This window comes from Agromyces marinus, assembly GCF_021442325.1.
GTDB classification, from domain to species: domain Bacteria; phylum Actinomycetota; class Actinomycetes; order Actinomycetales; family Microbacteriaceae; genus Agromyces; species Agromyces marinus.
Genome location: NZ_CP087879.1, coordinates 2,748,075 through 2,764,487 on the forward strand (window position 1 = coordinate 2,748,075; position 16,413 = coordinate 2,764,487).

General features: G+C 72.8%; 14 protein-coding genes. 7 read left to right on the forward strand and 7 right to left on the reverse strand.

From position 1 onward, the window contains the following. Window positions 1-239: 239 nt before the first annotated feature. The gene (locus tag DSM26151_RS12825) at window positions 240-518 is read left to right on the forward strand and encodes a hypothetical protein (protein WP_234659909.1); all 279 of its coding nucleotides are present in this window, start codon (window positions 240-242) and stop codon (window positions 516-518) included. After that, window positions 515-988, forward strand: coding sequence for a hypothetical protein (locus DSM26151_RS12830; RefSeq protein ID WP_234659910.1), 474 nt, complete (start codon window positions 515-517; stop codon window positions 986-988). The genes DSM26151_RS12825 and DSM26151_RS12830 overlap by 4 nt, the downstream gene beginning before the upstream one ends. Window positions 989-1,018: 30 nt before the next feature. On the opposite strand, the gene DSM26151_RS12835 is transcribed toward DSM26151_RS12830, so the two are convergent. From DSM26151_RS12835 to DSM26151_RS12845, 3 genes are read right to left on the reverse strand one after another with little or no spacing between them, the layout of a single operon-like run. Then, window positions 1,019-2,752, reverse strand: a complete 1,734-nt coding sequence (locus tag DSM26151_RS12835) for an amidase (RefSeq protein WP_234659911.1) — start codon at window positions 2,750-2,752, stop codon at window positions 1,019-1,021. Further along, complete coding sequence (locus DSM26151_RS12840; protein WP_234659912.1) at window positions 2,749-3,789, reverse strand: agmatine deiminase family protein; 1,041 nt, start codon at window positions 3,787-3,789, stop codon at window positions 2,749-2,751. Before DSM26151_RS12840 ends, DSM26151_RS12835 begins: the two co-directional genes overlap by 4 nt. Next, window positions 3,786-5,294, reverse strand: coding sequence for a purine-cytosine permease family protein (locus tag DSM26151_RS12845; RefSeq protein ID WP_234659913.1), 1,509 nt, complete (start codon window positions 5,292-5,294; stop codon window positions 3,786-3,788). Before DSM26151_RS12845 ends, DSM26151_RS12840 begins: the two co-directional genes overlap by 4 nt. Window positions 5,295-5,396: 102 nt before the next feature. Between DSM26151_RS12845 and DSM26151_RS12850 the strand changes: the two genes are divergently transcribed. The 3 genes from DSM26151_RS12850 (at window position 5,397) to DSM26151_RS12860 (ending at window position 10,049) form a co-directional block, all read left to right on the forward strand. Beyond that, window positions 5,397-6,026, forward strand: a complete 630-nt coding sequence (locus DSM26151_RS12850) for a TetR/AcrR family transcriptional regulator (RefSeq protein WP_234659914.1) — start codon at window positions 5,397-5,399, stop codon at window positions 6,024-6,026. A gap of 87 nt (window positions 6,027-6,113) precedes the next feature. Beyond that, entirely contained in the window at window positions 6,114-9,764 is a 3,651-nt protein-coding gene (locus tag DSM26151_RS12855) for a TM0106 family RecB-like putative nuclease (RefSeq protein WP_234659915.1), read from the forward strand. A 9-nt stretch (window positions 9,765-9,773) separates the two neighbouring features. Continuing rightward, window positions 9,774-10,049, forward strand: coding sequence for a glutaredoxin family protein (locus DSM26151_RS12860; protein ID WP_234659916.1), 276 nt, complete (start codon window positions 9,774-9,776; stop codon window positions 10,047-10,049). 42 nt (window positions 10,050-10,091) lie between these two features. Here DSM26151_RS12860 and DSM26151_RS12865 read toward each other — a convergent pair whose 3' ends face one another. Continuing rightward, window positions 10,092-11,093 (reverse strand): LLM class F420-dependent oxidoreductase, encoded by a 1,002-nt coding sequence (locus DSM26151_RS12865; RefSeq protein WP_234659917.1) that lies wholly within the window; start codon window positions 11,091-11,093, stop codon window positions 10,092-10,094. Window positions 11,094-11,168: 75 nt separating this feature from the next. On the opposite strand from DSM26151_RS12865, the gene DSM26151_RS12870 reads away from it, so the two are divergent. After that, entirely contained in the window at window positions 11,169-11,579 is a 411-nt protein-coding gene (locus DSM26151_RS12870; RefSeq protein WP_234659918.1) for a hypothetical protein, read from the forward strand. Window positions 11,580-11,606: 27 nt separating this feature from the next. Here DSM26151_RS12870 and DSM26151_RS12875 read toward each other — a convergent pair whose 3' ends face one another. Both DSM26151_RS12875 and DSM26151_RS12880 read right to left on the reverse strand, forming a co-directional pair. Beyond that, the gene (locus tag DSM26151_RS12875) at window positions 11,607-12,791 is read right to left on the reverse strand and encodes a hypothetical protein (protein ID WP_234659919.1); all 1,185 of its coding nucleotides are present in this window, start codon (window positions 12,789-12,791) and stop codon (window positions 11,607-11,609) included. A gap of 156 nt (window positions 12,792-12,947) precedes the next feature. Continuing rightward, window positions 12,948-14,468: an FAD-binding oxidoreductase gene (locus DSM26151_RS12880; RefSeq protein ID WP_234659920.1), complete on the reverse strand. Its 1,521-nt coding sequence runs from the start codon at window positions 14,466-14,468 to the stop codon at window positions 12,948-12,950. 235 nt (window positions 14,469-14,703) lie between these two features. On the opposite strand from DSM26151_RS12880, the gene DSM26151_RS12885 reads away from it, so the two are divergent. Continuing rightward, window positions 14,704-15,753 (forward strand): LLM class flavin-dependent oxidoreductase, encoded by a 1,050-nt coding sequence (locus tag DSM26151_RS12885; RefSeq protein WP_234659921.1) that lies wholly within the window; start codon window positions 14,704-14,706, stop codon window positions 15,751-15,753. A gap of 53 nt (window positions 15,754-15,806) precedes the next feature. Here the strand turns inward: DSM26151_RS12885 and DSM26151_RS12890 are convergent, their stop codons facing one another. Further along, the gene (locus tag DSM26151_RS12890; protein WP_234659922.1) at window positions 15,807-16,223 is read right to left on the reverse strand and encodes a transferase; all 417 of its coding nucleotides are present in this window, start codon (window positions 16,221-16,223) and stop codon (window positions 15,807-15,809) included. Window positions 16,224-16,413 lie beyond the last annotated feature (190 nt).

Sequence of the window (16,413 nt, forward strand, 5' to 3'; positions counted from 1 at the left end):
GGGTCCCCGGTACTTCGGTACCGGGGATCCGGTACATCGCTCCCGGGATGCCAGTGCTTCGGTACCGGAGTTCCGGTACATCGCTACCGGGATGCCAGTGCTTCGGTACCGGGATTCCCGGTACATCGCTACCGGGATGCCAGTGCTTCGGTACCGGGATTCCCGGTACTTCGGTACCGGGGTTCCGGTTCATCGCTACCGGGTGCCTGGGTCGAACGCACCCTCCGGGCGCGGAGGTGATGGGAGAGCGGCACGAGATCGACGAGAAGGCGGAAATCGACGAGACGACAGAGGCCGACGAGACCGCGGCGATGGACGAGATGACAGGAATCGATGAGATGCCGGAGATGGACGAGAAGGCAGAGACCGATGAGAGAGCGGAGATGGTTGAGATGACAAGGATCGACGAGACGACAGGAACCGACGAGGTGGCGGAGATGGACCAGGGCGCGGTGACCGACGAGACGGAGGCCTCGGAGGCTTCGGAGGCTTCGGCGGCAACGGCGACGGCGCGATGAGCGAGAAGTCGATCAAGGCGGATGCGGCGACGGACCGGACGGTCTCGGAACTCGCGTTCTTCCTGCGGACCACGAAGAAGCACGTCGTCGCGATCGCGGTCGCCGACTACGTCGAGCAGCGTGATCGGTACCTCGATCCGGCGGCCGCGCACGCCGGCACCGGAACGCTGCTCGACCTCGCACCGCTCGAACGGCTCGCACTCCGGCGCAAGGAACTCGCCAGGGCGTTCGCGAAGCACGAGGCAGGTGACATCCGCCTGCTCGACCCCGAGTTCGTCACGCCCGGCTCGGCCGACATCGTGCTGCTCGCCGAGACCGATCTGCTCGAGGGCGGCAGGGCAGCCTACGACCTCTCACGCGTCGCATCGATGCTCCTGGGCGCGCACGTCGAAGTGATCTCGACGACCATGCTCGAACTCTTCGACCGGCCCGGCCTCCGCGGCGCGCTCGACCAGTCGCGCCCGCTCTGACCCGTCGCGCGAGGCCCGGCCGTCGCCCGATCAGAGCAGTCGCGGCGTGCGCGGAGGCGCGACGCGACGGGGCGCGAGCGCCTCGAACGCGGACGCCAGGCGCAGGAGGGCCGAGTCGTCGTAGGCGCGGCCGGCGAACGTGAGGCCCACCGGCATCCCGATGTCGGCCATGAGGCCCATCGGCACCGTCACCGTCGGGATGCCGAGGTGGCGCGGCACGAGGTTGCCGTTGGCGACCCAGACCCCGTTGCGCCAGCCGAGGTCGGCTGAGGCCGGGTCGACATCCATGTCGGCCGGGCCGACGTCGGCGACCGCGGGGAAGGCGACCGCGTCGAGGCCGAGGTCGTCCATCCACTGCTCGAGGTCGACGCGGCGTGTCTCCTCGAGACCGCGCAGGCCCTCCTCGAGCTCGGGCATGTCGTCCCACGTCGCGCGCGGGTGCGCGCGGACCCAGCCGGGGTACTCGGCGATGTCGTCGTCGAAACCCGCGTACCGGTCTGGCAGGGCGCCCTCGGGGCGCGGGAAGATCCGCGCGCCGTCGACCGCGGCGAGCGTCGAGAGCGCGGGGTCGCCGTTGGCCTGCAGGAAGTCCTCCCACGCCCACGCCGAGAGATCCACGATCTCGCGCTTCAGGTACGCGGGGCCGACGAGCCCGCGCGTCGCGATGGTCGGCGCGCCGGGTCGGTCGCCCTCGTAGTTCGTCACGACCGGGAAGTCGACGAGCACGACCTCCGCACCGGCCGCCTCGAGGTCGCGACGCGCGGACTCCCAGAGGTCGATCACCGACGCGCGCGTCTCGATGCGCTGCCCGGTCGCGCCGCCGATGCCGACCGTCTCCCCCGGCGCGGCCGTGCCGGCTTCGGGATCGGCGTTGACGTACATGCACGGCACGCCGACGCGCTTCCCGGCGAGTGCGGCGGCGGCTCCGGCGGCATCCGTCGCCAGGGCCGGGTACGACGCGGGGCGCACGGCGGACGCCGCGGGCACGTCGACCCACGGCTGCGCGCGCCAGAAGTCGCCACGCGTCTCGGCGTCGTCGGCGACGATCACGTCGAGCACCTCGAGCAGGTCGGCCATCGTGCGCGTCTGCGGCACGACCACGTCCATGGTCGGCACGAGCGGCCAGTTGCCGCGCGTCGAGATGACGCCGCGCGAGGGCGTGTACGCGCACAGCGAGTTGTTCGACGCGGGCGCGCGGCCCGACGACCACGTCTCCTCCCCGAGCCCGAACGCCGCGAACGACGCCGCGGTCGCGGTGCCCGACCCGTTCGACGAACCCGAGCCGAACGCCGCCGTCAGGAAATCGGCGTTGTACGGGCTCTCGGCGCGACCGTAGACCCCGCGCTGCATGCCGCCGTTCGCCATGGGCGGCATGTTCGTCAGCCCGAGGCAGATCGCGCCCGAGCCGCGCAGCCGCTCGATCGTGAACGCATCGTGCTGCGCGACGAGGTCGGCGAACGCCGGGCTGCCGGATGCCGCGGTGAGCCCCCGCACGAGGTACGAGTCCTTCGCGGTGTACGGGATGCCGTCGAGCGGCCCGAGCACCTCGCCGCGCTCGCGGCGCGCGTCGGAGGCGCGCGCCTCGGCGAGCGCCTCGGGGTTGCGGACGACGACGGCGTTCAGCGCCGTCTCGGTGCCCGGCACGTCGTACGCGTCGATGCGCGCGAGGTACGCCTCGACGAGCTCGACCGCGGTCGTGCGGCCGGCCTCGAGCGCGGCGCGCAGGTCGGCGATCGAGGCCTCGACGACGTCGAACCCGCTCATCGCGCCACCTCCGGCTGCTGCTGCGTGATGCAGTGGATGCCGCCCCCGCGCGCGAAGATCGGGCGAGCGTCGACGCTCACCACGCGACTCCCGGGGTACGCCTCGGCGAGGATCTCGGCGGCGCGCGCATCGGCCGACGGCTCGCCGAAGCCGCAGGCGACGACGCCGTCGTTCACGACGAGGTGGTTGACGTAGCTCCAGTCGACGAACCCCTCGTCGTCTCGCAACGTCGCGGGTGCCGGAAGGTCGACGATCTCGAGCGGGCGGCCCGCGGCATCCGTCTCGGCCTCGAATTGCGCACGCAGCGCCTGCGTCACCTCGTGGTCCGGGTGCGCCGGGTCGGCCTGGTGGTGCAGCAGCACCCGCCCGGGCGCGGCGAACGTCGCGACGATGTCGACGTGCCCGTTCGTGCCGAAGTCGTCGTAGTCGCGCGTGAGCCCGCGCGGCAGCCAGATCGCCTTCGAGGCGCCGATGGTGCGGGCCATCTCGGCCTCGACGCGGGCACGGTCGGCGTAGGGGTTCCGGCGCGGGTCGAGCTGCACGGTCTCGGTCAGCAGCACGGTGCCCTCGCCGTCGACGTGGATGCCGCCGCCCTCGTTGACGAGCACCGAGCTCACGAGTTCGGCGTCGACGTGCGCGGCCGCGAACCGGCCGATCTCGGCCGACACCCGCCACTCGGCCCACTCCGACGCGCCCCAGCCGTTGAAGACCCAGTCGACCGCGCCGAGCACGCCGGGGCGCTCGTCGTCGACGACGAAGGTGGGGCCGAAGTCGCGCATCCAGAACTCGTCGAGCGGGGCTTCGACGATCTCGATGCCGGAGTCGCTGCCGAGCATGCGCCGCGCACGGGCGAGTTCGGTCGGGTCGACGACCATCGTCACGGGTTCGAACTCGGCGACGGTGTGGGCGACCGCGGTCCAGGCCGCGTAGCCCTCCTCGCGGTGCGCCGTGCCGTCGCCGAGGGTCGTGCCCTCGCGCGGGAACGCCATCCAGGTGCGCTCGTGCCGGTCGGTCTCGGCGGGCATGCGCCAGCTCATGCGGGAACCTCCTCGCGGACGGCGGGTGCGTCCGCCTCCGCCTCGATGATGGCAGCGGATGCCGCGACGGGGCGCTTCGCCCGGTCGCGGTACGGGTCGGTGGTCAGCCAGAGCGCCGCGTAGATGCCCGCGCCGAGCACCGGACCGACGAGCGCCGAGAGGTCGGCACCGCCGAGCGCGGTCGAGATCGGGCCGACGAAGAGGGTGGTGTTCGCCGAGAGCACGGCCACCGTCATCGCGGCGACCATGGCGATCACGCCCGCCGGGAAGACGCCGCGGCGGTACCAGAACGGGCTGCCGGGCCGGGTGTCGTCGAGGGAGGCGCCGTCGTAGCGGTTGCGTCGGAGGACGATGTCGATCGCGTAGATCGAGACGAGCGGGCCGAACACGGTCACGGACAGTTCGAGCGACGCGCTGAGCGTGTCGAGGAAGCTCGGGGTGAGGAAGAGCACCCAGCCGGCGATCGCCGTCGAGGCCACCCCGGTGACGACGGTGGTCGCGGCCCGCGAGACGCGTGCTGCGAGGGCCTGCGCGTAGAAGCCCGTGGAGTAGGCGACCAGGACGTTGTTGGTGATGCTCGAGAGCACGATCATGCCGAGGAAGACCGGCGTGAACCACCCGGGCACGATCTCGCCGATCGTCAGCTGCGGGTCGGTCATGTCGATGGCGGTGCCGGCGATGACGCCGAGGCCGCCGATGAGGACGGCCGGGAGGAATCCGCCGAGTGCGGTGCACCAGGCGACGGCGCGCTTCGAGACGTCCGCGGGGAGGTATCGGGCGTAGTCGGCGCCCGTGCCCCAGCTCAGCGGGCTGGATGCGACGATCGCGAACCCGAGCATGACGAGTGCCCAGTGCTCGGCGACGGGCAGCGGCTCGGGGGCGTGGGCCCAGTCGGCTGCGCCGAACACGAACACCGCCAGGAGCACGAAGACCACGGCGAGCGCGGCCGAGAACCACGGTGCGAGGGCGAGGATCGTCGCGTGGCCGTACACGCCGATCACGAAGCTGAGCACGCCGATGACGGCGAGGGCGACCCATTCACCTCCGGGCGGCAGGGTGATGCCGACATGGCCGAGCAGCGCGATCGCCGCGAGCGTCGCGAAGGCGACGTTGATGATCTCGTAGAAGACCCCGATGAGCACACCCAGCCCGGCGCCGAAGACCTTGTTGCCGCGGATGCCGAACATGGCGCGCATGATCGACACGCTGGGCGATCCCGAGGCGGGCCCGCTCACGGCGAGCCAGCCGACGAGCGCCCACCACAGGTTGCCGACGACGGTGATCACGAGCGCGTCGCGCAGCGGGAGGCCGAGCAGCACCAGGACGCCGCCCACGACGAAGTAGAGGTAGCCGACGTTGGCCGACATCCACACCCAGAACAGGCCGGACGGGCGGCCGTGGCGTTCGGACGCCGGGATGTGCTCGGTGCCGTGGGTCTCGACGCGGCCGACGCGGTCGCGGTCGTCCGCGTGCTGCCGGGCCGGGTTCGGGGCGGTGCTGGTCATGGGAACCTCATCGTTCGCGCTGGTGCCGTATCGATCGTCGGAGCCGATCGTGTATTGATCACACGATCAATAGGAGGCGAGAGTACATAGACTGGCGGCACCATGTCAACACCCGTCCGCACGCGCGCGTCGCGCAAGAGCCCCGCCGAGCGATCCGCCGAGATCGCCGACGCCGCGCGCCGGATCGCGCTCGAGAACGGGCTCGGGGCGGTCACGTTGCGCGCCGTCGCTGCGCGCGCGGGCGTCACGCCCGCACTCGTCGCGCACTACCGCCCCAGCATGGAGGCCCTGGTCGCCGAGACGTTCGAGGCCGTCGTCGCCGCCGAGCTCGCCGAGCTCGCGGACCTGCTCGCCGCGCACCCTGGCCCGGCGGAACGACTCGGTGCGCTCCTGGACACGCTGCTCGACGGCACGCGCGACGACGTCACGGTCATCTGGGTCGAGGCGTACGCGATCGGGCGGGCGAACGAGGTGCTCGCGGCATCCGTCCGCGCTCAGATGGACGCCTGGCAGTCGCTCATCCGCGACGTCATCGACGCCGGCGTCCTCGAGGCCGGGTTCCGGACCGCCGACGCCGCGGCGGCCGCATGGCAGCTGCTCGGCATGATCGACGGGCTCAACGCGCAGGCGCTCGTGCGCTGGGGCGACGCGGGCGCGCGCGGCTCGATGATCCACGGCGCGGTCGAGGGCATGCTCGGCCTCGAACCCGGGGCGCTCGGCACCGGGCGGTGATCCCATCCGGCTCCGCCGGGACTCGCGCGGCCCGCGATGTCGGATGCCGCGACTAGCGTTGCAGCACGACGACGCGGAAGGAGCCCGATGTACCTGTCCGGCGGCACGGTGATCACGAGTGCGAGCGACCTGAAGAAGGCATCCGAGTGCGAGTTCGCGTTCCTGCGCGAACTCGACGTCAAGCTCGGTCGCGAGACCCGGTTCGAACCCGTGGCCGACGCCATGCTCGAACGCGCCGGGCGGATGGGCGATGCGCACGAACTGCGCGTGCTCGAGCGGTACCGGGCCGAGTTCGGCGACGGCGTCGTCGAGATCGAGCGACCCGACCTGCGCGACGCCGCGCAGCTCGAGGCCGCCGTCGCCGCCACGCGCGCCGCGTTCGCGTCGGAGGCCCCGGTCGTGTTCCAGGCGACGTTCGTCGACGACGGCTTCGTGGGCTTCGCCGACTTCATCGTGCGCCAGCCCGACGGCCGGTACCTGGTGCAGGATTCGAAGCTCGCCCGGCGGGCCCGCGTGACGGCCCTGCTGCAGCTCGCCGCCTATGCGGGGCAGTTGCGCCGCATGGGCGTGGCCTGCGCCGACACGGTCGAGCTGCTGCTCGGCGACGGGACGACGAGCTCCCACCCGCTCGCCGACATCGAGCCCGTGTTCCTGCTCCGGCGCGAGCGCCTGCGCCGGATCGTGGCGGAGCGTCTCGCCGACGACGCTCCGGTCGAGTGGGGCGATCCGCGCTACCTGGTCGACGGTCGCTGCCCGACGTGCGACCTCGAGGTGCAGGCCAACCGCGACCTCCTACTCGTCGCCGGGCTCCGCATCACCCAGCGCGCGCACTTCCACGACGCGGGCATCACGACCATCGACGACCTCGCCGCCTCGACGGGTGCCGTCGACGGCGTCATGGAGGCCACGCTCGACGGGCTGCGCGTGCAGGCCCGCCTGCAGCTCGCCGCCGAGGCGGCGGAACGCGAGGCCGAGGCGTCGGGCGCCCGGTCCCCCGACGACCCGCCGCTGCCGCCGCCGGTCGAGGTGCGCGAACCGGGAGCGCTCGCCGCCATCCCCGAGCCGTCGGCCGGCGACCTGTTCTTCGACTTCGAGGGCGATCCGCTCTACACCGAGGGCGCCGCGACCGAGTGGGGGCTCGACTACCTGTTCGGCATGATCGACGTCGATGAGGGCTTCACGCCGATCTGGGCGCACTCGTTCGCCGAAGAGCGCGATGCGCTCCTGGCCTTCCTCGACCTCGTGCGGGAGCGCCGCCGGCGATTCCCCGACCTGCACATCTACCACTACGCCAGCTACGAACGCACCCACCTGACCTCGATCGCCGCCCGACACGGCGTCGGCGAGGCCGAGGTCGACCAACTGCTCGCCGACGGCGTGCTCGTCGACCTCTACCCGATCGTCAAGCGTGCAGTGCGCGTCGGCAGCCGGTCCTACTCGATCAAGAAGCTCGAGCCGCTCTACATGGGCGACGAACTCCGAGAGGCCGACGTGAAGTCGGGCGGCGACTCGATCCTCGAGTACGTCCGGGCCTGCGAGCTGCGCGCGACGGGCGGGATCGACCCGGAGTCCGGCCTCGAGGGCGCCGCCGCGGCGCAGCTCGTGCTCGACGACCTCGCGGAGTACAACCGCTACGACTGCGTCTCCACGCTCCGGCTGCGCGACTGGCTCCTCGCACTCGCGGGCCGTCACGGGGTCGCCCCGGTCCCCGCGCTGCTGCTCGCCGAGCCCACGGGAAAGCAGTACGAATCGAGTCCCCTCGCGGGCGAACTCGCGCGACTGGCCGGCTCCGCCGACGACCGGCGCGGCGATGACGACCGCACGGCGCTCGCCCTCGCCTCTGCCGCGATCGATTACCACGACCGCGAACTCAAGACGTTCTGGTGGGGTCACTTCTTCCGCGTCGAGCAACCGCTCGAGGCGTGGGAGGACCACCGCGACGTGCTCGTCGTCGACCCGCAGCGCACCGTCGTCCTGCATGACTGGTACCGCGAGGGCAGGCAGCAGTTCGATCGTCGCGAGCTGCTCCTGCGCGGGCGAGTGGCGCCGGGCTCGCGATTCGGTCCGGGCGCCGAGCTCTACCTGCTCTACGACTGGCCCGCCCCGTTCCCCTCGTTCACCCGGCGTCCGGGTTCCCGCGCGTGGGCGAAGGCCGTCGTGCTCGAGTCCACGCCCGACGGCGTCCGCATCGAGGAGCGCGCGACCGTCGAGCAGACCTGGCGCGACCTCCCCTTCGCGCTCGTGCCGGGCAACCCGCCGCCGGCCGGCAGGCAGAAGTCGGCGATCGCCGAGTGGGCGAAGCCGCTGGTCGACCTGCATCCGCGCCGGCCGCACGATCCCGCGACCGACCTGTTGCGCAGGCTCCCGCCCCGAACCCGGTCCGGTGCGCTCGCACCCCTCGCCGAGCACGACTACATCGGAGCGCTCGTCAGGTCCCTCGGCGACCTCGACCGCTCCTACCTGGCCGTCCAGGGTCCGCCCGGCACCGGCAAGACCTACGTCGCCTCCCGCGTCATCGCGCGACTGGTCGGCCATCACGGGTGGCGGGTCGGGGTCGTCGCGCAGTCGCACGCCGTCGTCGAGCACCTCCTCGACGCGGTGATCGCGGCAGGGCTCGATCCCGCCCGGGTCGCGAAGGCCCCCAAGGAGCGTGGCGACGGCACCGCGCACGGCTGGACGGCCATCGAGAAGACCGGCGCCGCCGCGTACATCGCCGCGAACCGCGACCGCGGGTTCGTGTTCGGCGGCACCGCCTGGGACTTCGCCAACACCGACCGGGTCGGTCGCCGCGAGCTCGACCTCCTGGTCGTCGACGAGGCCGGCCAGTTCTCGCTCGCCTCGACGATCGCCGCATCGGTCGCCGCCCAGCGGCTGCTGCTGCTCGGCGATCCGCAGCAGCTGCCCCAGGTCAGCCAGGGCACGCACCCGGAACCCGTCGACATGTCCGCCCTCGGATGGATCGCCGACGGCCACGACGTGCTCCCCCGCGAGTACGGCTACTTCCTCGCGGAGAGCCGGCGCATGCACCCGGCGCTGGCGGCATCCGTCTCGGAGCTCTCGTACGAGGGCGAGCTCGCATCGCACCCCGGCGCGGCGCTGCGCTCGGTCGAGGGCGTCGATCCCGGACTCGTCCCGGTGCCGGTCGCGCACGAGGGCAACACGACCGAGTCGGTCGAAGAGGCCGCCGAGGTCGTGCGGCTCGCGACCTCGCTCATGGGGCGTGCGTTCACCGATCTCCACTCCGGGGCGGGCGAACCCGCAGTGGCAGCCCCTCGCCCGATCGACCAACGCGACCTGATCGTCGTCACGCCGTACAACGCGCAGCTGGCCGTCGTGCGCGACGCGCTCGACCGGGCGGGCCTCACCGAGGTGCCCGTCGGCACCGTCGACAAGTTCCAGGGCCAGGAGGCCGCGATCGTGATCGTGTCGCTCGCCGCATCCTCCGCAGCGGTGGCGCCGCGCGGTGTGGAGTTCCTGCTGCTGAAGAACCGGCTGAATGTGGCCGTGTCGCGCGGCCAGGTCGCCGCGTACGTCGTGCATTCGCCCGGACTGCTCGACGCGCTCCCGCGCACCCCGCAGGGCGTCGCGCAGCTCAGCGCCTTCGCACGGTTGGTGAACGCCGAGCTCCCCGACCCGGGCGGGCCCGGCGCGGCGGCACCGCACGAGGACGGGCCCAGCCGCGCGGCGCCCGGCACGGGGGCGCCGCGGCTGGGAGCCTCGCACAGGATACCCGCGTAGGTTATCCGTATGACGACCCCCGCAACCGACCTGAACCCCGCCCGCATCACCATGTACGGCGCCGAGTGGTGCGGCGACTGCCGCCGCTCGAAGGCACTGCTCGACCGACGCGGCGTGGACTACGAGTACGTCGACCTCGCGGTCGTCGCCGACGGCGCCGACCGCGCGAAGGCCATCTCGGGTCGCACGAACATCCCCGTCGTCGTCTTCCCCGACGGCACCCACTTCACCGAGCCCAGCGACGCCGAGCTCAGCGCGAAGCTCGACGAGGCCGCAGCGGCCTGAGCCCGGCGGGGCCCGGATGCGGGCCCCGTCCCTCGTCTGCGGCTACGCGAGCGCCGGCATGACCTCGCGCTCGAACAACTCGAACCCGGACCGGTCGTACGCGAGCTCCGGGAAGTAGTGGATCGCATAGCCGAGGCCGCGCTCGCGCATCTCGAGGAGCCGTTCGACCACCTGCTCCGGCGTGCCGACCGCGATCGCGATGTCAGACCGGAACTCGTGGATGAACTTGGCGGCCGCGGCGCGACCGGCGTACCGGGCGACCCGCTCCTCGATCGCGACGAGACGCCGGTCCACGTCGGCGGCGTCCTCGCCGACCACGGTGTTGAAGTTCGCGCTCCGCACGATCGACCCGAAATCGCGGCCGAGCCGATCGGTGTGCCCGCGCAGCACCTCGCTCTTGCGGCTGAACTCCTCCGGGCCGCCGTAGAAGTTGGTGTACGCCGCGTACTTCGCCGCGATCTTCAGCGTGACCTTCTCACCGCCGCCGGCGACCCACATCGGGATCCCTCCGGCCTGCAACGGCTGCGGCTGCACGATCGCACCCTCGACGCGGAAGAACTCGCCGTCCAGGCTCGCGGTGCCCGTCGTCCACGCCTGGTGCATGATCTCCACGCCTTCGCGGAGCATGCGGAGCCGCTCGGGCGCGTGCGGGAACCCGTACCCGTACGCGCGCCACTCGTGCTCGTACCATCCGGCGCCGATGCCCATCTCGAGGCGTCCCCCCGAGACGACGTCGACGGTGGCCGCGACCTTCGCGAGGTAGACGGGGTTGCGGTACGGCAGGCAGGTGCACATCTGCCCCAGGCGCACGCGCGAGGTCGAGGCGGCGTACGCAGCCATGAGCGACCACGCCTCGTGGGTCGCCTCCGACTCGCTCGGCACGGGCACGGTGTGGAAGTGGTCGTACACCCAGATCGACTCCCACGGGGAGCCGACGCGGTCGACGTACGCCGCCAGGCCGTGCATCGTGGCCCAGTGCTCCGCGGGCTCGATGCCGACCAGGTCGTGACGCCAGCCCTGGGGGATGAAGGTTCCGAAGCGCATGGCGCAAGCCTATTGCCGGTGATTCAGCGCCAGCACTGATGCCACCGGGCAGCGCGGCCCGTAGCGTCGGCGAACATGACCCACACCATCGACCACGCGCACATCCACGTCGGGGATCTCTCCGCGGTCGCCATCTCGACGGGCGGCGTCCGGGTCATCCGCCTGACCGGCACGGCCTCGTGCCCGAGCGAGCTGTGGCGGGTCGACGTCCTCCCGTGCCGACCTCCGGCCGGCGGCGGCCGCGGCGCGCGCCTGGCCCTCGAACTCCGGTCGGCCCCGCCGCGGCGGCGGGGCCGCTTCCGCGCGGTCACCGTCCCGTTCGAGGCCATCATCGAGGACGGCCGGACCGAGGAGCTCGAGGTGCGCCTCGAGTGCCAGCCCGCGATCATCCTGCCCGTCGTCGAGGCCGACAACTCGTTCGGGTCGGGCGCGAAGCAGCGCACGCCGCACCTGGCCCGGCCGATGCGCCCCGCGTTCGCGATCTGAGCCGCGCCCGCGATCCGGTCCGCGCCGCTACGCCAGCGCGAACCGCAGTTCCGCCATCGCGGGCCCGGACCACGAGGCATCCGCCACGTCGTCGCCGCGGACCGTGACGACCTTCCCGCCGCGCGCGATCACGAGCATCGCGAGCTGCGGGAGCAGGTCGCCGGCGTGCGTCCCGTCGGCGAGCGCTCGCCCGCTTCCGTGGTCGACGGCGAACTCGATCGCGCCGGAGTCGTGGTCGAGCGTGCCGTTGACCGAGGTCGTGAAGTCGAACCAGAGCCGCTCGACCGCACCGTCGGCGGCGAGCCTGCCGATCGCGGCGAGGTCGCGCTCGACGCGCCCCGCGCTGCCGTCGGCGAGCCCCGACAGCGTCGTCCTCGCCTCGTCGACGTTCAGCTGGGCGAGATGCTGGCGGAGCTCTCCGTCGATCTCCGCCGGCCCCAGGCGGTCCGGCCCGCCGGGCACGGCGACGACACGACGCCCGTTGTGCGCGCGGTCGAGGAAGGAGCTCAGCAGGGGCTCGGCCGCGAGCACGAACAACGGCACGCGCGAGTCGGGGTCGTGTTCCTGCAGCTCGTGCCAGACGGCATCCGCGACGCGCTTGGCGTAGATGTCGTGGATCTCGGGCCGGCGGTCGCCGTCGTTCGTCGCGCGGTCGCCGTGCCCGCCGCCGCGGCGGCGCACGCCTTCGCCCGGCTCCCGGTTGGCGGCGTCGTCGAGATTGCGAGGCAGGTCCGGGTCGAGCGGCATCTGCTCGGCTCGCGAGGTCGGCAGCGCGTGCCACAGCGCCCACCCGTTCGACGAGAGCGTGACCGCGAACGCCTCCTGGTCCTGGCTCGGCGCCCGGAGCAGCTGCCCGAGCGCGAAGTGCGATCCGACCTGGACGGCGTCGTCGAGCCGGTTCGGCAGCACGTAGACGTCGGAGAAGCCCGGGGCGACGAAGATCGCCAGCGACCGGGAGAGCCCGGCCCAGACGGTGCGGTCCCGGAGCACGCCGTCGCGCTCGGCTTTCAGCGCGTCGAGCTCGCCCGACTCGGCGCCGTCGGCGCGGAGCCGGTCGAGCGCGTCGTCGAACGCGCTCTTGACGGCGACCTCCGCACGCTCGCGCTCGCTGACGACCGGAGACGTCGAGAGGTAGATGCTGACGGCGGGATGGTGCTCGCCCGCCAGCGTCGCGAAATCGGTCGGCGTGGGCAATTCGTGGTGAACGGTCATTCGTCCCTCCCCCAAGGTCGTGCGACATCGTCATCGCATGCACCCCAGCCTAGGAAGGTCGGAGCGGAAGCGACAGACCCCCGCTCGTGAGATGCGTGAGATGCGACCCGATCCGCGTCCGCCGGAGCGCGCGGACGCGGCATCCGCTCACCCGGGTCAGCGACCGACCGGATGATTCGAGCGGATGACTCCCGTGGGGTCGATCGCATGCTTCAGGGCACGAAGCCTCGCCAACCGCCCCTCGTCGGCGAAGAACCGCGAGCCGGGAACGGCGCGCTCGGCGAAGTTGAGGTACTCGACGCCCGCACGCCACGGCTCCACCCGGGCGAACAACCGGCCGAGCGAGGAGGCGACGGTCTCCTGCGTTCCGGGTGCCGCGACCGCGACCGCGTACACGAGGTACTCGGCCTCGAGGCCGGCGGTCGCGCCGGGCAGCGGCAGCCCGCGCTCGGTCGCGAGTTCGACCGCCGCACCGGGTGCGAACGCCCCGCCGAGCTGGCGGATCTCGACCGACATGAGCGCCGTGTCGGCCTCCGGCCCGACCGCGGCGACGAACGCACGGACGGCCTCGGCGGGAAGCTCCTTCAGCAGCATGCCGTCGCCATGTCCCGGAACGGGCCCGGGCGGATCCATGTGCAGCTCGAGCAGCTCGGCCGGGCCCTGCGGGCGGATCGAGTCCATCGCCGGAGCCAGGCGGCGCAGCGGTTCGAGGAGCTCGTCCGCGCGTTCGGGCGCCTCCTGGACGACCGCCTCGACGAGGACGAACGACTGGCCGGACAGGGACTGCGGCAGCTCGGGCAGCGGCGGGAACCGCAGGACGCGCCCGACCGAGGTCACGGTGTCGGGCACGGCCCGGGTCCAGTCCGCCCACGCCTGCAGCACCTCCTCCGTGCGTTCGATCGGGAAGAACAGCGCACCGGCGACGACCTGCGGGAGTTCGAGCAGTCCGAACTCGATCGCGGTGACCACGCCGAAGTCGCCGCCGCCGCCGCGGACCGCCCAGAACAGCTCGGGGTCGTGCGTCGCATCGACCCGGCGGAACTCGCCGTCGGCCGTGACGAGTTCGACCGCGAGCACGTGATTGGCTGCGAGGCCGTGGGCGCGCCCGAGGAAGGACACCCCGCCGCCGAGCGTGTAGCCGACGACGCCGACGTCATGGCTCGAGCCGGCCAGCGCGGCGAGCTCGTACGGGGCGGCGGCCGCGACCACGTCGCTCCAGAGCGCGCCGGCCTCGACGCGGGCCAGCCGTTGCGTGGGGCGCACCTCGACCGCGCGCAGTTCGTGCGTGCGCAGGAGGATGGCGTCGGCGAGGCCGTGCGCCTCGGCGAGCGGGCCGGCGTTGTGCCCGGTCGCCTGCGGGGCGACCGCGAGTCCCAGGCCGCGTGCGGCGCGCACGGTCCGCGCGACGTCCGCCGCGGAGGCCGCGACGACGACGGCTGCGGGCCGCTGGTCGACGGCGAGGTTCCAGGCGAGCCGGTCCCGGTCGTACTCGGCGTCGCCGGGGAGGGTGAGTCGGCCGTCGAGCTGGTCGGCGAGGATCGCGAACGACTCGCGGAGCGAGAGATCGGGCGCGGCGTCGGGCGCAGCGGGCGCTGCAGCGGGCGCTGCGTCCTCCGCGGCCTCCCGTGCTGCGGGGGCGGTCGCGACGGTCGCGGTGACATCGGTGAGCGGGTTCACTGGTGGTTCCTTTCGAAGGTTCGAGCGGTCGTGGGCCGGACGGCGGCGGCAGGGCCCGCTCCGACGGCCGCCCCGGTCCACCGGGTGGCGCGCACGACGACGACGACCATCCAATGCGCGATCGCACTCGCCGGGATCAGGATCCTCCCCCGGTTCGCGTCAGGGATAACCCGCGCCGATCCCCGAACGCGGCCTCGGCGGAATAGCTCCGGTCGAGCACCCGTTGCAGGTGGGGATGTCTCCCACGCCCCGGCTCTCCGTCCTCGACCTCGTCCCCGTGCACAGCGGCCAGTCCTCGGCGCAGGCGCTGGCGGCATCCGTCGCCCTGGCGCAGGCCGCCGACCGCCTCGGGTTCACGAGGTACTGGTTCGCCGAGCACCACAACATGCCCTCGGTCGCGTCGACGACGCCGCCGGTCCTGGTCGCCGCGATCGCGGCGCGCACGCAGGGCATAAGGGTCGGTTCCGGCGGGGTCATGCTGCCGAACCACGCTCCACTGGTCGTCGCCGAGCAATTCGCCGCACTCGAGGCCCTCGCGCCCGGCCGCATCGACCTCGGCATCGGTCGCGCGCCGGGCAGCGACCCGGTGATCACGCAGTTGCTGCGCATGTCGGGGCCGACGGCCGACGTCGACCGGTTCCCCGAGCACGTCGCCGACATCCTGAGCCTGCTCTCGGCCGAGGGGGCGACGCTTCGCCTGACCAGCGGTCGGGAGTACCCGATCCAGGCGACCCCCGTCGCGGCGTCGGTGCCCGAGGTCTGGCTGCTCGGGTCGAGCGACTACTCGGCGCGGCTGGCGGCCGAGCTCGGGCTGCCCTACGTGTTCGCGAACCACTTCTCGGGCGAGGGGCTCGAGCGCGCCCTCGAGCTGTACCGGACGGGATTCCGGGCGAACGAGCGCCACCGGGAACCGCAGACGATCCTGACGCTGAACGCGGTCGTCGCGGAGAGCGCCGACGAGGCATCCGCTCTGGCCCTGCCGAACCTGCGGGCGATGGCTCGGCTGCGGCTGAATCGGCCGATGCGCGTGCTCGAGACGGTCGAGGAGGCCCTCGACGCACCGCGCGACGGCGATGTCGACGAGGTCATCGCGCGCATGCGGGTGGGCTGGGTCGTCGATGAGGCGGATGCCGCGGCCGGCCGAGTGCGCGACCTCGCGTCGCGCCACGGCATCGACGAGGTCATGATCGCGCCCGTCGCCGGGTCGCGAGCGGGTGGGCCGGCGGATGCCGCGCCGGGTCGCGAGCGCACCCTCGAGCTCCTGGCGGGCGCGCTCACCGCCTGACGGCGCGGGATGCTGCGGGGCTGAGGCGGGGCCTCAGGCTGCGAGGCGGGGCCTCAGGCGGCGAGGCCGAGACGGCGCAGGTCGTCGCCCGAGGCGCGGTACTCGGCGCCCTCGGCGACGTTCTCCTCGCGCGGGACGCGCGCCGCGTTCTGCACGCGGGCTCCCGCCCCGACGGCGGCGTACGGCCCGACGACGGCGAACCGTCCGACGACCGCGCCCCGCCCGATGTGCGCGTTGACGCCGATCGTCGCGTTCTCGGCGACGATCGCGCCCTGCTCCACCCAGGCGCCGTGCGCGAGGGTCGCGCCGCGCTGCACCTCGGCTCCGGGGTCGACGTACGCGGTCGGGTCGACGAACGCCGTGGCGTCCACCTTCGCGGTCGTGGCCACGAGGCCGCGGCCGTTGACGTGCTTGCGGTAGCGGCGCAGGATTCCGGCGTCGTCTTCGAACTCGACGTAGCTGATGCCCACTCGTCCTCCATTCGACCGGGGCGGGGGCTCCGCGCCCGGATACAGGTACAACATCCGGGCTGACCGGGGCATTCCCCAGCGTGCGCGCTCCGTCTGAGTGCGACCCGAACGCCGGCTGCGGATTTCTCGAGAACGCCGGCGGAACCGCGGATATCCTGACCCTGCACGTAGCCCGCGCCCCGGGCGCACC

Excerpts from the sequence above, each read along its gene's own strand:
- DSM26151_RS12825 (WP_234659909.1), top strand. The coding sequence starts at position 240 with ATGGGAGAGCGGCACGAGATCGACGAGAAGGCGGAAATCGACGAGACG.
- DSM26151_RS12840 (WP_234659912.1), bottom strand. The coding sequence starts at position 3,789 with ATGAGCTGGCGCATGCCCGCCGAGACCGACCGGCACGAGCGCACCTGG.
- DSM26151_RS12870 (WP_234659918.1), top strand. The coding sequence starts at position 11,169 with ATGACCCACACCATCGACCACGCGCACATCCACGTCGGGGATCTCTCC.
- DSM26151_RS12860 (WP_234659916.1), top strand. The coding sequence starts at position 9,774 with ATGACGACCCCCGCAACCGACCTGAACCCCGCCCGCATCACCATGTAC.
- DSM26151_RS12845 (WP_234659913.1), bottom strand. The coding sequence starts at position 5,294 with ATGACCAGCACCGCCCCGAACCCGGCCCGGCAGCACGCGGACGACCGC.
- DSM26151_RS12850 (WP_234659914.1), top strand. The coding sequence starts at position 5,397 with ATGTCAACACCCGTCCGCACGCGCGCGTCGCGCAAGAGCCCCGCCGAG.
- DSM26151_RS12875 (WP_234659919.1), bottom strand. The coding sequence starts at position 12,791 with ATGACCGTTCACCACGAATTGCCCACGCCGACCGATTTCGCGACGCTG.
- DSM26151_RS12885 (WP_234659921.1), top strand. The coding sequence starts at position 14,704 with ATGTCTCCCACGCCCCGGCTCTCCGTCCTCGACCTCGTCCCCGTGCAC.
- DSM26151_RS12830 (WP_234659910.1), top strand. The coding sequence starts at position 515 with ATGAGCGAGAAGTCGATCAAGGCGGATGCGGCGACGGACCGGACGGTC.
- DSM26151_RS12835 (WP_234659911.1), bottom strand. The coding sequence starts at position 2,752 with ATGAGCGGGTTCGACGTCGTCGAGGCCTCGATCGCCGACCTGCGCGCC.
- DSM26151_RS12865 (WP_234659917.1), bottom strand. The coding sequence starts at position 11,093 with ATGCGCTTCGGAACCTTCATCCCCCAGGGCTGGCGTCACGACCTGGTC.
- DSM26151_RS12855 (WP_234659915.1), top strand. The coding sequence starts at position 6,114 with ATGTACCTGTCCGGCGGCACGGTGATCACGAGTGCGAGCGACCTGAAG.